Origin of the sequence: Bacteroides hominis (assembly GCF_033042785.2) — a bacterium.
Classification (GTDB): Bacteria; Bacteroidota; Bacteroidia; order Bacteroidales; family Bacteroidaceae; genus Bacteroides; species Bacteroides hominis.
This window is the reverse complement of sequence record NZ_CP178829.1, coordinates 5,253,002-5,269,825: the sequence shown is the minus strand read 5'-3', so window position 1 is coordinate 5,269,825 and position 16,824 is coordinate 5,253,002. Positions and strand designations below refer to the sequence as shown.

10 protein-coding genes are annotated in these 16,824 nt (G+C 44.1%); 5 read left to right on the top strand and 5 right to left on the bottom strand.

What is annotated here, in order from left to right; translation table 11 throughout:
• Window positions 1-39: 39 nt before the first annotated feature.
• Together R3O62_RS22130 and R3O62_RS22125 are read left to right on the top strand one after the other, a co-directional pair.
• Window positions 40-1,428 carry an MATE family efflux transporter gene (locus R3O62_RS22130; protein ID WP_175413957.1) on the top strand — a complete coding sequence of 463 codons (1,389 nt, stop codon included), beginning with the start codon at window positions 40-42 and terminating at the stop codon, window positions 1,426-1,428.
• 79 nt (window positions 1,429-1,507) lie between these two features.
• Complete coding sequence (locus R3O62_RS22125; protein ID WP_223126894.1) at window positions 1,508-3,718, top strand: patatin-like phospholipase family protein; 2,211 nt, start codon at window positions 1,508-1,510, stop codon at window positions 3,716-3,718.
• A gap of 5 nt (window positions 3,719-3,723) precedes the next feature.
• Here the strand turns inward: R3O62_RS22125 and R3O62_RS22120 are convergent, their stop codons facing one another.
• From R3O62_RS22120 to R3O62_RS22105, 4 genes are all read right to left on the bottom strand, one after another.
• Window positions 3,724-4,119, bottom strand: a complete 396-nt coding sequence (locus R3O62_RS22120; protein WP_269109915.1) for a hypothetical protein — start codon at window positions 4,117-4,119, stop codon at window positions 3,724-3,726.
• 159 nt (window positions 4,120-4,278) lie between these two features.
• Window positions 4,279-7,011: a response regulator gene (locus R3O62_RS22115; RefSeq protein ID WP_269109914.1), complete on the bottom strand. Its 2,733-nt coding sequence runs from the start codon at window positions 7,009-7,011 to the stop codon at window positions 4,279-4,281.
• 215 nt (window positions 7,012-7,226) lie between these two features.
• Window positions 7,227-7,796 carry a Crp/Fnr family transcriptional regulator gene (locus R3O62_RS22110; RefSeq protein WP_317472518.1) on the bottom strand — a complete coding sequence of 190 codons (570 nt, stop codon included), beginning with the start codon at window positions 7,794-7,796 and terminating at the stop codon, window positions 7,227-7,229.
• 41 nt (window positions 7,797-7,837) lie between these two features.
• Window positions 7,838-9,190: an MATE family efflux transporter gene (locus R3O62_RS22105; protein WP_317472517.1), complete on the bottom strand. Its 1,353-nt coding sequence runs from the start codon at window positions 9,188-9,190 to the stop codon at window positions 7,838-7,840.
• A 163-nt stretch (window positions 9,191-9,353) separates the two neighbouring features.
• On the opposite strand from R3O62_RS22105, the gene R3O62_RS22100 reads away from it, so the two are divergent.
• Window positions 9,354-9,983, top strand: a complete 630-nt coding sequence (locus R3O62_RS22100) for an AAA family ATPase (protein ID WP_005781380.1) — start codon at window positions 9,354-9,356, stop codon at window positions 9,981-9,983.
• An 87-nt stretch (window positions 9,984-10,070) separates the two neighbouring features.
• Here the strand turns inward: R3O62_RS22100 and R3O62_RS22095 are convergent, their stop codons facing one another.
• Window positions 10,071-11,735 carry a putative transporter gene (locus R3O62_RS22095; RefSeq protein ID WP_005821705.1) on the bottom strand — a complete coding sequence of 555 codons (1,665 nt, stop codon included), beginning with the start codon at window positions 11,733-11,735 and terminating at the stop codon, window positions 10,071-10,073.
• A 924-nt stretch (window positions 11,736-12,659) separates the two neighbouring features.
• On the opposite strand from R3O62_RS22095, the gene mutA reads away from it, so the two are divergent.
• Both mutA and scpA read left to right on the top strand, forming a co-directional pair.
• Window positions 12,660-14,558, top strand: coding sequence for a methylmalonyl-CoA mutase small subunit (gene mutA, locus R3O62_RS22090; protein WP_005808421.1), 1,899 nt, complete (start codon window positions 12,660-12,662; stop codon window positions 14,556-14,558).
• 1 nt (window position 14,559) lies between these two features.
• On the top strand, window positions 14,560-16,707 hold the full coding sequence (gene scpA, locus R3O62_RS22085; RefSeq protein ID WP_005781369.1) for a methylmalonyl-CoA mutase: 2,148 nt from the start codon (window positions 14,560-14,562) through the stop codon (window positions 16,705-16,707).
• Window positions 16,708-16,824: the final 117 nt, after the last annotated feature.

Here is a 16,824-nt window from a genome sequence, read left to right as displayed (position 1 = left end):
CTCTTATTCTTTATTCTTCACCTTTAATTCTAAATAGATTTGTATCTTTGCACCCTCAAAACAATAGGTATGACAGGACAAAAAACACCCACTGCGCTGGGTACTGAAAAGATTGGAAAACTTCTGATGCAGTATGCCATTCCGGCTATTATCGCCATGACTGCATCTTCTCTTTACAACATGGTGGACAGCATTTTTATAGGTCACGGAGTGGGTCCGATGGCTATTTCCGGACTTGCTCTGACTTTTCCCCTTATGAATCTTGCCGCTGCTTTCGGCTCCTTGGTTGGAGTGGGAGCCGCTACGCTGATTTCGGTTAAACTGGGGCAGAAAGATTATGATACGGCACAACGGGTATTGGGCAATGTGCTGGTACTGAATATCATCATCGGGCTTGCTTTCACCATATTAACCCTTATTTTTCTTGATCCTATTCTTTACTTCTTTGGAGGCAGTGACGAAACGGTGGGCTATGCCCGTGACTATATGAAAGTGATTCTTTATGGGAATGTCATCACCCATATTTATCTGGGGCTGAATGCGGTACTTCGTTCAGCCGGGCATCCGCAGAAGGCGATGGTTGCCACCATTGCTACAGTGGTTATCAATACCATTCTCGATCCTTTGTTTATTTATGGTTTTGGTTGGGGCATCCAGGGAGCGGCCATTGCTACGATTACGGCACAAGTGATTGCCCTTGCCTGGCAGTTCAGGCTCTTTAGCAATAAGGAGGAATTACTCCATTTCCATCGAGGAATTTTCCGGTTGAAGCGAAAAATAGTTTTCGATTCGCTGGCTATAGGTATGTCTCCTTTCCTGATGAACCTTGCATCGTGTTTCATTGTGATTCTGATAAATCAGGGTTTGAAACGGTATGGGGGTGATCTTGCCATCGGGGCATTTGGCATTGTCAACCGTCTGGTATTTCTATTCCTTATGATTGTGATGGGACTGAACCAGGGTATGCAGCCGATTGCCGGATACAATTATGGGGCAAAACTATATCCCCGTGTCACCCGTGTGTTGAAACTGACTATCTATGGTGCGACCATTGTCACCACTACCGGTTTTCTGATGGGGATGTTTATTCCCGACCTGGCTGTGTCCGTCTTCACATCGCACGAAGAGCTGATTCGCCAATCTGCCGAAGGTCTCCGCATTGTGGTACTCTTTTTCCCGATTGTCGGCTTTCAGATGGTCACTTCCAATTTCTTCCAGAGTATCGGGATGGCAAGTAAAGCTATTTTCCTTTCCATTACCCGTCAGGTACTCATCCTGATTCCTTGTCTGTTGATTCTACCGCGTTTTTGGGGGCAGACAGGTGTCTGGATCAGTATGCCGACTTCTGACCTGATAGCCAGCCTGATATCGGCTGCCATGTTGTGGTGGCAGTTCCGTCAGTTCCGTAAAGCGGCTGCCCGGACATAGGATTCTTCAGCTTGTGCTAAACAAATCATTGCCTGCATTTGTCTTTTATCTGTAACGATCTGAAAGCAATGTAGCAGCCATGAAAAAGTATGTAAGTTTCTTGTTGGTTTTATTTGTCAGTCTGTTTCTTTTTCTGCCCGCGCATGCGCAGCAGCGCAAATCAGTAGCTGTGGTGCTAAGTGGGGGAGGAGCGAAGGGGGTAGCCCATATCGGTGCCCTCAAAGTGATTGAGGAAGCAGGTATTCCTATCGACTATATCGTAGGTACCAGTATGGGGTCTATCATCGGCGGACTTTATTCCATCGGATATACCCCCTGTCAGCTTGATAGTATGGTCAATCACCAGAATTGGTCTTTTCTGTTGAGTGACCGTATCAGTTGGGAAGATCAAACGATGACTGAACGGAAGAATTCTGAAACTTATATTCTTTCTGTTCCTTTGAAAAAGGATTTGAAGGCGAATGTGTTCGGAGGGGTCATTAAAGGGCAGAACCTGGGTAATCTTTTCTCCGAACTGACTGTAGGCTATCACGATTCCATTAACTTCAATAAGCTGCCTATTCCGTTTGCTTGTGTCTCCGAGAACATTGTGAACGGTGAAGAAGTCGTGTTTCACAATGGTGTATTGGCTACCGCTATGCGTGCCAGTATGGCTATTCCCGGCGTATTCACGCCCGTCCGTATGGGCGACGAGATACTGGTTGACGGAGGAATGAAAAACAACTTCCCCACGAACATAGCCCGGGCTATGGGAGCCGATGTGATTATTGGTGTCGATGTACAGAATGATCTCCGGACTGCGGATGAACTGAATAATCTTGGTGAGATATTCAACCAGATCATCAATCTGACCGGCCAAACCCGATATGAAGAGAATATTAAATTGGCAACGGTATATATTAAAGTGGACGTAAAAGGCTATTCTGCCGCAAGTTTCAACATTCCCGCACTCGACACATTGATGCACCGTGGCGAAGAGGCAGCCCGCGCGCAGTGGACTGCTTTGCGCAGACTGAAGAAAGAGATCGGTCTTCCCGAAGATTACGTTGCTCCCCGACACGGTCCGTTTACTTCTTTATGGTCCGAGAAAGATATATTTGTGAAAGAGATCACCTTTGACGGTATCGAAGACAGTGACAAGAAATGGATTATGCACCGTTGTCACCTGAAGGAGAACAGCCGGATGCGTATGGAGCAACTTTATGAAGCACTTGCTACGTTGCGCGGAAGCCAGGCTTATTCCAATGTCAGTTACAAACTGACCGATACCGACCAGGGATATTTGCTACACTTTATTTTGGAAGAGAAGTACGAGCGTAATCTCAATCTGGGGATCCGTTTCGACTCGGAAGAGATCGCTTCATTGCTGTTGAATGTGAGCACCCGCCTCAATACACGTATTCCATCGTGGCTTTCACTGACCGGACGTCTTGGAAAACGCTACCTGGCCCGGGTGGACTATACATTGGCTCCGATGCAGATGCGAAATTTCAATCTCGCTTATCAGTTTGAGTATAACGATATTAATATTTACGATCACGGGAAACGTGCTTATAACACTACTTATAAATATCATTCCGGTGAGTTGGGGTTTTCGGATGTGTGGTATCGTAACCTTCGTTTTGGAGCCGGACTGCGTTTTGAGTTCTTCAAGTATAAGGACTTTCTATATAATGCGGGCGGGCAACAGTTGAAGGTGAAACCCCAACACTTCTTCAGCTATTATGCCCAACTGCATTATAATACATACAATAAGGGATATTTTCCCTCGAAAGGGATCGATCTCCAGGGGAATTATTCACTTTATACCGATAACCTGACACAGTATAAAGGTCATGCTCCCTTTTCTGCTTTGACCGCCTCGTGGGCCAGTGTCTTTTCGGTTACCGACCGTTTTGCTTTGATTCCTTCTTTGTATGGACGTATTCTTATAGGCAAAGATATCCCTTATCCCTATCTGAATGCCATCGGTGGAGATAATTTCGGTCATTACTTGCCTCAGCAACTTCCTTTTGCCGGGATCACCAATCTGGAGATAGTCGATAATTCTGTTATCATAGCCGGTTTGAAGGTACGTCAGCGTATCGGGGGTAAGAATTATGTCACTCTCACCGGGAATGTGGCGTTGCGGGAAGATAACTTTTTTGATATCCTAAGTGGTAAGCCGGTTTGGGGAGGCAGCCTGGGATATGGTTACGATAGCTTGTTCGGTCCGTTAGAGGCCTCTTTCGGCTATTCAAGCAGGGCACACGATGTAGGATTCTATGTGAATCTGGGATATGTCTTTTAGAGTTTTCATCCTTTGCCGCTGATACCGGAGTTATCTTCCTGTTCTTGATATTCTTCCTCCTCGGCCGTTCCTGCCCGCAGTAAATGCTTGGGGAAGTATTTGGATAGTGGGTAACGGTAAAACGTCATTTGGCTGACGCGGTGTGTAAACTTACGGTCGGCGATGAAATATACTTTCGACACCCGTACTTCGTGAGGCAGTACATCCTCCGGGTGTTCAAAGCCATTGCTTGTGATGGAAGCATGGAACGGCTCCAGTCCCCGGATGGATACCGACTCCCCGTTTTTTAGTATCTTTTCTATCACGTCCGGCAGGTCAGTAAGGATGCTTGGCACTTCTTCTTTGGACAGATCTAAAAAGAGGGTGTGTCGAAACTCCCCACAGAGGACACAGAGTAACATAGAGTGACTTTTAAGTTATTGATTATTAATATTCTTATTCTGTGATAATCTGTGTAATCTGTGGTAAAAAGAGTTTTGACACAGCCCCACCTGAAAACTCTTTCCAATGACACAAAGTTACTGAATTGAAAGCGAATCACAATTGTTGTGATCTTGTGCCTATTTCCACTCCTTTGATAATATTTCAATCAATTGGCTTTTCTTCAAGGGTTTTGTTAGAAACGCATTACATCCTGCATTGATGGCATCAACCTTATCTGCATCGAAAGCATTGGCAGTTAGTGCTACAATGGGGGTATCGACATTAAACTCCCTGATTCTCCGGGTTGCCTCTAATCCACCCATAATCGGCATTTTCATATCCATAAGAATTAGATCGAAGTGTTCATTGCGTACTTTTTCTACTGCATCTACACCACTTTTGACTCGGGTGAGCATATGGTCTTTGATAATATGTTGTACCAGTAGATAGTTACTGTCATTGTCTTCGGCTACTAAAATATTCAACTCTTTTTTGTTGATTTTATTGGGCGTTGACTGCTGCTCTGGTGTTTCTGGACTGACTGAGATTATGTCTTCTTCTTGTATTTCTACTTCGCAGGGAATCCATGCCCAGAAGGTGGATCCAACGCCGGGAGCAGAACTAAAACCGACTTTGCCGTCGGCTCCCTCTACAATGGCTCTGGAGATGGCTAATCCCAGTCCGGTGCCTTGCGCAAATTCATTGAGTTTCTGGAACCGTCCAAATACTCTGTCTTGTACTTCCAGTGGGATACCTACTCCGGAGTCTTCAACATAGAATCGGATTCCTCCCTTTTCGATGGAATATCCCATTTTTATATATCCGGAATGGGTGCATTTTACGGCATTGGTGAGATAATTCATCCACACCTGCTTGAGGCGGTTTCTGTCCAGAAATATCCAACAATCCGGTCCGGAATTGCCCAATCGAAGTTCAACCTCGGGATTGGTAATCTTCGGCTGCATCATAGTGTATAGCTCATTGCATACTTTGGACAGGTTGAATCTCTCCCTTTTGCGTTCAAGAATACCCGATTCTATTTTAGAGAGATCGAGAATATCATTGATCAGTCGCAATAATAACTCATTGTTCGATTGGATGATACCCATATACTCTTCTTTTTCTTCCGGGTCATCGCAACTTACCATTAGCTCGGAAAAACCGACAATGGCATTCAAAGGAGTACGTATTTCGTGGCTCATATTGGCAAGGAAGGCCGACTTGAGGCGATCGGAAAGTTCGGCTTTTTCTTTGAGCTCTTTTAGCTCCTGAGCCATCTTTTCCCATTTTGTATTATTAAATTCAATTCCGGTATAACGGACGACGCGCCCTTTCTTATCCCTCTCTACCTGAATGCCCGTTACTACTAAGATTTGCCATTCTTTGTCCCATTTGGTTTTGGAACGATATTTAAAGCTGAGATCTTTGTCGGTTCCCTGGATCATATGGTTAAGGTTCTCCCGGACACAATCAACATCATCCGGATGCGCAGCCTTTAAATAATCTTCAGGACTGATTGTCTTTTCCGGATTGTAATCATTGACCGGATCATTGAAAGCCTTAAACTGTTTGCTGCGCACATCAAAGTCCCAGTAGGACATTCCGACAGTTTTGAAAGTAAGCTCCATCTTGTAATTTCTCTCCTTCAGTTCTTCATTCAATTGATGGAGTTTGGAGATATTTTGTCTGAATCCGGTAAAACGTATGATATTGTCATTTTCATCGCGTTCGAAAGGAACACCCATGACATTGCAATATTGCCATGAATCGTCGTATTTGGTTTGCACGCGGCAAGTGAAGTTGATTGTAAAATCTTTGCCCGACAGCATGGATTGTATGGCGTCGTAAGCAGAAGAAAGATCTTCGGGATGTATTACATCCATGAATTCAGTAACGGACAACAGTCTGTCGCTTGCATAATCGTTCACCGGATCATTATAAGATTCAAACTTCTGGGTCTGTACATCAAAGTCCCAATGGACGATATTACTGACTTGCATGGCCAGTTCACGTTTTGTGATCAGGTCCTGCGTCTTTTTCACCATCTGTATTCTTTCCGTTACTTCTATCTGTGTGCCGATAATCAACAGTTTCCCTAAATGTTCGGATGATAATCGCATTCTGCTTTCGTAGTGGCGATAGCGTTTTTCTTGTTCGTTATAGAAACGTACTGTTATGTGTCCTTGTTGTACCTCTTTGTTTATCAGTTGTGAGAAGAGTTTGGTTAGTGAAGCATGATCCTGCGGATGAAGTTTGTTCAGTAACTCATCCATCGTTAAAGAGTTTTCTACGATAGGATCTCCGTAAAGAGAGCTGAATACCTGTTTGTTTACATCGTATACCCAGGAAGACATATTGGCGGCTTCCATGGCCATTTCCAGGTTCTTTTTACTTTCTTCTGTGCGAAAATCCGCTTCTTTTACGGCAGTTACATCGTTGGCAAGTAGTATATGTCCTATAATTGGTCCGGTTTTACTCCGTATAGGAACTACTTTTACTTCGTAGATCATACTTTTTTGGTTGTGGGATGAAAAGTATGCATCTTTATTTATGCGGTCAAAATCGTATTCAAACTCCAGGACAATATCTTCGCCGGCCTGTATTTTAGTTCTAAGCTTCTCGTCACAGTAAGGACTATTGAACAGGTTGACAACACCAATAACGGTTGTGCGGTCTTCAACACCGTACATGTGCAATGCATGATCGTTTATACTGCGTAAAATACCATTGGCGTCATATATTTCAATTCCGACAGGCAGGTTTGCATATATACTTTCTGTAAACAGGAGTTGATCTTGTATCAGGTCTGACATTTCTTTCTCGAAAGACGGATTGCCATCTTCGGCAGAAGTAACTGCATTTTGTTTCATTGGTCCCATATTTTGCCTGTGTTTGATGCGTTGGCAGATTAATCGTCTGAGGTTTTTATACTACGTACTTACAAAAATATAATAAAAAAGTCAATTGGAGAAATTTAGTGCAATAAAATAGTATGAAAGTATATCTGTCTTTCTGGTTGAAAAAGGAAAAGTTAGCGAGAAAAGTAAAAAAATAACTAATTACATTTTTTGGGGGGAGAGGCTGATCACATCTTTATTTCTCCCCGGATTCTGCTCAGTGACTGTGGCGTTATCCACAGATAGGAAGCTATGTGTTTCAAAGGTACGTTTTGTAGCAGTTCGGGATGTTCTTTGATAAGTGTCAGGTAACGCTCTTTGGCTTTTGGACTTCCGGCACTGATCAACCAATTTTCAGTGCTGAGTAATTGTTGCTCCATTAGGCGGCGTCCCAGATTGGCAAGACCGAGTGATGAGGCATAAAGACCGTTCAATGTTTGTCCGGATATACAATAGGCTATGCTGTCGCACATCACCTCGATTGTGATGTGCGATGCTGTATTTTCCACGTATCCCCATACCGAAAAAGCGGCTTCGCCTTCCCCGGCAAACCAGATGGTGATATCAACCCCGTCTTTCAGATAATGAGCGCGCCAGATGCCTTGCTTTATCAGATATAAATTTCCGTTTCTGGAACCTTCATGAACAATGACTTCTTTCTTTTTGAAACGCACCTCCTCCATATAATTGAGAAGAGTCTGCGTATCGGTTTCCGAAAGACGATAGCTATTCCTGAATTTTTCAATAAATGTTTCCATAAGGCTCTTTTACATCTGTTTGAACGATGCAAAGATACGCATCATCGGCGAGTGGCGAAAGAGTCTTTCAGGTAAATTCCAATAATCAGCAGCAAAGTCAGCAGTTCGGCAAGAGGGACGGCAAGCCAAATACCTTTTATTCCCAGTATCGGAGGCAGGAGCAGGAAGCCTGTCAACATAAACAATGTTCCCCGGAAAAGGGTGATGACAGTGGCTCGCCGGGCACGTTCGATACTTTGATAATAACCGATACCAACTATGTTGAGTGCAAAGAACAGATAACCGACTGCAAAATACGGAATTCCATCTACTGCAATGTCATACGCTTTGTAACTTTTGTCGATGAATAGTCCTACTATTTCGTGATTGAATACAAGAGTTGCGGTAAAGAATAAAATACCACATCCCAAAGCTGTTTTCAATGCCAGTCGGATGGTACGTGCCACTCTGCCCGGATTCTGTTGCCCGAAATTGTAACTGATGATGGGTTGTGCCGATTGGGCGATGGCGTTGTATACCATAAAGATAATAGGAAAGAAGTAACACACGATGCTGAATGCTGCTACACCACTTTCTCCCAAATGGCTGATAAATACGTAATTCCCCAAAAACATCATACTGGCTATAGATGCTTCGCTGATGAATGCCGAAGAGCCGAGCCTCACCATATAGCCGATATTGCGGAAGGTAAGCTGCATACTTTTCCGGCTGAGTTTGATACGATAAATGCCCACGTTGCGAGAAAAACGGAGTAGATAAATAAGAGTCATCAATCCGCCGACCATAGTTCCCAAACTGGTGGCAAAGGCAGCTCCCATCATCCCCCAACCTAATTGGAAGATGAAAATATAATCGAGTACGATATTGATAATGGCTGACACGGCATTGCACATCATAGCATAGTTGGGCGATCCGTCCAGACGGATATAAAACATGCCGGCACTCAAAAGCAGATAGAAAACGAGAAAAGGAACATACCAGTTCATGTATTCCACTACCAACGGCAGCAATCGTTCCGAACTGCCGAGTAATCGTCCTATCGGTTCTGCAAAGTAGCAGCAAAGTGCTGATAATATCAGGATCAGGAGGGATGAAAAGGCAAGTGCCTGTGTGATATTGATACTTGCCACTTTTCGTTTGCCTTGTGATAAATGGATGGACGCCACGACAGATGCACCCACTCCGAACATCAATCCGATGCCGGTGGTGATCATAAATAGCGGGGCCGTGATATTGACTGCCGCCAAAGCGTCGCTACCAATTCCTTTACCGACAAAGATACCGTCGGTAATTACAAAAATGGCGGAAAAAACCATTCCGAGTACTGTTGGAATCAACAACTTCCTGAACAGTCTCGGGATTTCCATGTTTCCGAAATCAATACTGTCTTTCATAAAATCTATGTTTTTTTTAGCGGATGCAAAGATACGTCTATGGAAAAGAAGAAAAGTTACCAATTGATAAGAAATGCGATGTGCCGGATATTGGTACATTATTTATTTCCTTCTTTCGGAAATAATGTGTATGTTTGCTATTGAACCAATATACAAATGTACTATGAACGGTAATTATGTCATCAATATCGGCCGTCAATTGGGCAGTGGCGGAAAAGAGATCGGGGAAAAACTGGCAGCCAGGTTAGGCATTGATTTTTATGATAAAGAGCTGATTAATCTGGCTTCAGAGGAGAGTGGACTTTGTCGGGAATTTTTTGAGAAAGCGGATGAAAAAGCTTCCCAAGGTATTATAGGTGGATTGTTTGGGATGCGTTTTCCTTTTATCAGTGATGGTGCTATGCCCTGTACCAATTGTCTGAGTAATGATGCTCTCTTTAAAATTCAGAGTGATGTCATCCGGCATCTTGCAGCAGAGAAATCTTGTGTATTCGTGGGGCGTTGTGCCGATTACATTTTGCGCGAACATCCCCGTTGCGCCAATATTTTCATTTCTGCTTCGCACGAAGACCGCGTGGCGCGTTTGTGCCGTATTCATGGCATTTCCGAAGAAGCTGCTGAGGAAAAAATGAATAAGGCAGATAAGAAACGCTCCGAATATTATAATTATTACAGTTATAAAACTTGGGGAGCGGCTGCAACCTATCATCTTTGCATTGACTCTTCGGTATTGGGAATCGATGAAACGGTAAGGTTTATAGAAGAGTTTATAGTTAAAAAACTAAATTTATAAATCAGAATCGGGCATGCTATAATATGTTAATGGCCAACTACGGTGTAAATGAAAACACAGTAATTGGCCATTGCTATTTTTGATTTGTTACATCATTAACAACAAAATCATTTGTCCCGCAAGGATACGGAGGAACATAGACAGCGGATATACTGTAGAATAGCCTACTGCCGGAGCATCGCTACCGGTTGCCTGGTTGGAATATGCCAATGCGGGAGGGTCTGTATTACTACCCGCAATCAATCCCATCAGCATGAAATAATTAATTTTATAGTATGATCGTGCTATAATTCCGATAATCAGCAAAGGGATAATCGTAATCAGGAAACCACAACCTACATAAAGCAGACCGTCTCCATGGATCACAGTATCCACAAAATTAGCTCCGGCTTCGATGCCCACACTGGCAAGGAAAAGAACAATGCCGATTTCACGTATCATCAGGTTGGCACTTTGAGTTGTGTAGGTCACCAGATGTAATTTGTGTCCGAAACGTCCTATCAGGATAGCCACCACCAATGGTCCGCCGGCAAGACCGAGTTTTACCGGAGTCGGCATGCCCGGGAATGCAATGGGAAGGCTGCCGCAAAGGATACCCAGGAAAATACCTACGAACAATGTGACAATGTTCGGTTCGTTAAGGCGCTTCAGTGAATTACCCAGTACACTCGCTACTCGCTCTACAGCATCTTCGGAGCCTACCACCATAACACGGTCACCTACCTGAAGTACCAGATTCGGGTTGGCAAAAAGATCGACACCCGAACGGTTCACACGCGTGATGTTGACATTGTACATGCTGCGGAAGTTCAACATACCAAGTTTCTTTCCATTAATTTCCGGTTTGGTTACCAGAATACGACGGGATACCATCGGCATATCTTGCTTTTCCCAGTCTACTTGCACTTCACGTCCGATAAAGGCTACAATAGCATCTGAGTCTTCTTCTGAACAGACCACAAATAATTGGTCGTTCTGTTCCAGAATAGTACTGTGATTCGGAATGCTGACGTGTCCGTCTTTACGGATGCGCGAGCAAACAAACGGACGTCCGAGGAAGCTGCTGATTGTGCCCAGAGTTTTTCCGTAGATGGCTTCATTATGCACTTCCAGGCTCATCAGGTGTGGTTTGTGGTGTGTACCGTCAGTTTCTTGATTCCAGTTTTCTTCTTCTTTGGCGAAATTGATACGGAAGATGTAGCGGACAGCAATGATGGAGCCTATAATACCCACTACTCCTAACGGATAAGCACAGGCATAGCCTAATGCGATCTGTGGCCCGGAGTAGCTCAATTGATTCAGTGCTTCTTGTGCGGCACCGAGCCCCGGGGTGTTTGTGACTGCGCCGTATAGGATACCCACCATCATAGGGAGCTCGATTCTGCCTCCCAGAATGAAATAAAGTGTCATTGCTACGGCGATGTTTAATACCACAATTCCTACGGCCAGCATGTTCAGGGTCATTCCGCCTTTCTTGAATGAAGAAAAGAAAGAAGGCCCCACTTGGAGACCGATACAGAATACGAACAATATCAATCCGAATTCACGGATGAAATGTAGGATATGGGTATCGCCTGTGAAGCCAAAATGTCCCATCAGGATGCCGGCAAACAAAACAAAAGTAACCCCTAACGAAACTCCGAAGATTTTGATTTTTCCCAAATAGACACCTGCTGCCACTACGAAGGCGTAGAGGAAAACAATGTGGGCTACGGAGTTGGGGTTCCATAATAAATCTTGTAACCAATCCATAATATAGTAGTTTATAATTTTTTGTAAACGGGTGCAAAATTAGCTATAACCTCGGAGGTAATCAAATATTTGCTTGCCTTTTATTTTAGGGAAGCACGGGGGCACGGTTCTTTCATTTTACAACCGTCTTCCTCCCTTGTCTTTCCTCCCCCCTCAAAAAAAGTCTTTCATTCGCACACGAGGCTGTGTCGAAACTTTTTTCACCACGGAGTAGCACAGAGCCTTTTTGCTAATAATCAACAACTTAAAATCGCCTCTGTGTCACTCTGTGTCCTCTGTGGTGAGTTTTGGCAGCCTCTCGTTATTTCTTTTTTAAGAAAGAATTCGGGCGGCTATTACCGGAGAAGTGTAGTAGATTAACCATTGTCATAAAACTCTTTAGTCCATCCTGCATACCCGGGCCGGTGAGCCCGCATACCCGGGCCGATGGGCCCGCACACCCGGGCTGATGAGCCCGCATGTCCGGGCTGAGATAAAGATCCGACCATTTGTACTAAAGATAGTAAGGAAAATGAAATGCTTTTAGAGAGATAAACGGATAAGGAATTGGATATATCCATTTGCTTTACAGTCAGTTATCGCTGAAATATCTCCTAAAACAATGGGTGGAAGATGGAAGATAGGGATGGAAGATAAATGGCATAAAAATCGCATCTTCCACCAAGTTATACATCTCACAATCAATAACATGTGTTCTGAAAGATGGAAGATGGAAGATCGAAATGCGTTTTTTGTATGAGAGCAAGGCAGGTTAAATGAAAGAGCCGTGGTACGGAGGCGGTGGGTAGTGCGAATTTTCCCTAAAAAAAGCGTAGGGTTTAGACTATTTCAGTATATTTGCAAGTCGCAATCTTACATTTTGATAAAGGATTCAGAGAAATAAATTGAGATAACAATCTTATTTTAATTTTAAATAAATAAACTATGGCAGACAGTAAAGAAAAACTCTTCTCAGATTTTTCTCCTGTTTCCACCGAGAAGTGGATGGAGAAGGTCACAGCCGACCTGAAAGGAGCTGATTTTGAGAAGAAACTCGTTTGGAAGACAAACGAAGGATTCAAGGTAAAACCTTTCTACCGGATGGAAGACCTGGAAGGACTGAAAACAACCGATGCGCTTCCCGGAGAATTTCCTTATTTAAGAGGTACAAAGAAGAACAGTAATGAGTGGTTGGTTCGCCAGGAGATTAAGGTGGAATGTCCGAAGGAAGCCAACGCCAAGGCTCTGGATATTCTGAATAAAGGTATCGATTCTCTTTCTTTCCATGTGAAGGCTAAAGAACTCAATGCGGAATACATTGAGACTTTGTTGAACGATATTTGTGCAGAATGTGTTGAGTTGAATTTTTCTACTTGTCAGGGGCACGTGGTAGAACTGGCTGATTTGCTGGTAGCTTATTTTCAAAAGAAAGACTATGATTTGACAAAGCTGCAAGGCTCTATCAATTACGATTTCTTCAATAAAATGCTGACAAAAGGCAAAGAGAAAGGGGATATGGTACAAACAGCCAAAGCGCTGATCGAAGCTACTGCCCAATTGCCTAAATACCGTGTACTGAATGTGAATGCCCTGACACTGAACAATGCAGGTGCTTATATTTCTCAGGAATTGGGATATGCATTGGCATGGGGTAATGAATATATGAGTCAGTTGACCGAAGCTGAACTTCCTGCTGCCATCGTAGCCAAAAAGATTAAGTTTAATTTCGGTATCAGTTCTAATTACTTCCTTGAAATTGCAAAGTTCCGTGCTGCCCGTATGTTATGGGCTAACATAGTGGCTTCTTACAACCCGGAATGTCTGCGTGATTGCGAAAATAAAGGACCTAACGGAGAATGCCGTTGCGCTGCTAAAATGAAGGTACATGCTGAAACATCTACTTTTAATCTGACTCTGTTTGATGCTCATGTAAACTTGCTTCGTACACAAACTGAGGCAATGTCGGCTGCTCTGGGTGGTGTAGATTCAATGACGGTGGTTCCTTTTGACAAGACCTATGAAACTCCGGATGAGTTTTCCGAACGTCTGGCCCGTAACCAGCAACTGCTGTTGAAAGAAGAATCACATTTTGATAAAGTGATTGACCCGGCTGCCGGTTCTTACTACATTGAAAATCTGACAGTCTCTATTGCTAAGCAGGCATGGGAAATCTTCCTTGCCATTGAAGAAGAAGGAGGCTTCTATGCAGCATTGAAAGCCGGTACTGTTCAGGCTGCTGTGAATGAAAGCAATAAAGCACGCCATAAAGCTGTGGCTCAGCGTCGCGAGATTCTGCTGGGTACTAACCAGTTCCCAAATTTCAATGAAAAAGCGGGTGATAAGAAGCCGGTAGAAGCCACATGCTGTTGTGGTGGACACGATACTTGTGAAAAAGATGTTACTACATTGAACTTCGATCGTGCGGCAAGTCAATTTGAGGCGTTGCGTCTTGAAACCGAAGCCAGTGGGAAACGTCCGAAAGCATTTATGCTGACGATCGGTAATCTGGCTATGCGGCAGGCACGCGCACAATACTCTTGTAATTTCCTGGCTTGTGCCGGATATGAGGTGGTTGATAATCTTGGTTTTGAAACGGTTGAAGCAGGCGTAGAAGCTGCGATGGCTGCAAAAGCCGATATTGTGGTGCTCTGTTCAAGCGATGAAGAGTATGCCCAATATGCTGTTCCGGCTTTCCAGGCTTTGAATGGCCGCGCCATGTTCATCGTTGCCGGAAATCCGGAATGCGCCGAAGAACTGAAAGCAGCCGGTATTGAGAACTTCATCCATGTACGTGTAAATGTACTGGAGACACTTAAAGAGTTCAACGCTAAATTATTGAAGTAAGATGAGAAAAGATTTTAAAAACTTAGATATCTACGCAGCATTCCAGCCCGCTAATGGTGCAGAATGGCAAAAGGCTAACGGAATCGAGGCCAACTGGAAGACTCCGGAACACATCTGCGTAAAGCCTGTTTACACAAAAGAAGACCTTGAAGGAATGGAACATCTGGACTATGCTGCCGGTCTTCCTCCTTATTTGCGTGGTCCGTATTCGGTGATGTATACCCTTCGTCCATGGACTATCCGCCAGTATGCAGGGTTCTCTACAGCTGAAGAGTCGAATGCTTTCTATCGTCGTAACTTAGCTTCCGGACAGAAAGGCCTGTCGGTTGCTTTTGACTTGGCTACACACCGCGGTTATGACCCTGACCATGAACGTGTGGTAGGTGACGTTGGTAAGGCCGGCGTGTCTATCTGTTCGCTTGAAAATATGAAAGTCTTGTTTGATGGCATTCCTTTGAACAAGATGTCTGTATCTATGACAATGAATGGTGCCGTACTTCCGATTATGGCATTTTATATCAATGCCGGATTAGAACAGGGAGCCAAACTTGAAGAGATGGCCGGAACGATCCAGAATGATATTCTGAAAGAATTTATGGTGCGTAATACCTATATTTATCCGCCTGCATTCTCTATGAAGATCATCTCTGATATTTTTGAATATACTTCACAGAAGATGCCGAAGTTCAACTCTATCTCCATTTCTGGTTATCACATGCAGGAAGCAGGTGCCACAGCTGATATTGAGTTGGCTTATACGTTGGCTGATGGTCTGGAGTATCTTCGTGCCGGTGTTGCTGCAGGTATCGATATCGATGCTTTTGCTCCGCGCCTCTCTTTCTTCTGGGCTATCGGAACAAACCATTTTATGGAAATTGCCAAAATGCGTGCTGCACGTATGTTATGGGCAAAGATCGTGAAACAGTTTAATCCGAAGAATCCGAAGTCGCTTGCATTGCGTACTCACTCGCAGACTTCCGGTTGGTCATTGACTGAGCAAGATCCGTTTAACAATGTAGGACGTACTTGTATCGAGGCTATGGCTGCTGCGCTGGGACATACTCAGTCGTTGCACACCAATGCGCTTGATGAAGCTATTGCTTTGCCGACAGACTTTTCTGCCCGTATTGCCCGTAATACTCAGATTTATATTCAGGAAGAAACTTATATTTGCAAGAACGTAGATCCGTGGGGTGGTTCTTACTATGTAGAGTCATTAACTAATGAACTGGCTCACAGTGCTTGGGAACATATTCAGGAAATTGAGAAGTTGGGCGGTATGGCGAAAGCTATCGAAACCGGTATTCCGAAGATGCGTATTGAAGAGGCTGCTGCCCGGGCACAAGCTCGTATCGACAGTGGTTCACAGACTATCGTCGGTGTAAATAAGTATCGTCTTGAGAAAGAAGACCCGATTGATATTCTTGAAGTTGACAATACCGCTGTTCGTAAAGAGCAGATCGAGAACCTGAAGCGTTTGAAAGAAGGCCGTAACCAAGCTGAGGTGGACAAAGCATTGGCTGCCATTACCGAATGTGTCAAAACCGGTAAGGGCAATTTACTTGAGTTAGCTGTAGAAGCTGCTCATGTTCGTGCAACATTGGGTGAAATCTCGTATGCTTGCGAACAAGTAGTAGGACGTTATAAAGCAATAATTAGAACTATATCAGGCGTGTATTCATCAGAAAGCAAAGGCGACGCTGACTTTAAGCGTGCTTGCGAACTCACTGAGAAGTTTGCAAAGAAAGAGGGACGTCAACCTCGTATTATGGTTGCAAAGATGGGCCAGGACGGTCACGATCGTGGTGCCAAGGTAGTAGCTACCGGTTATGCCGACTGTGGTTTCGATGTGGATATGGGACCGTTGTTCCAGACTCCTGCGGAAGCAGCTCGTGAAGCGGTAGAGAATGATGTTCACGTAGTCGGAGTTTCTTCGTTGGCTGCAGGGCACAAGACATTGGTTCCGCAGATTATTGAAGAATTGAAGAAGTTGGGACGTGAAGATATCGTAGTAATAGCCGGTGGTGTAATTCCTGCCCAGGATTATGACTTCTTGTATAAGGCCGGTGTAGCTGCGATCTTTGGTCCGGGTACTCCGGTGGCTAAGGCTGCTTGTCAGATTCTGGAAATACTGATGGATGAAGAATAAAAAAAACAGTCTTTGAGAAATGATAAACGAAGAGGCGGAGTATTGCAATACTCCGCCTCTTTATGATTTTAGTTCTATCCCGGTCAATATCATCTACGTATTATTTATGGAATAAAT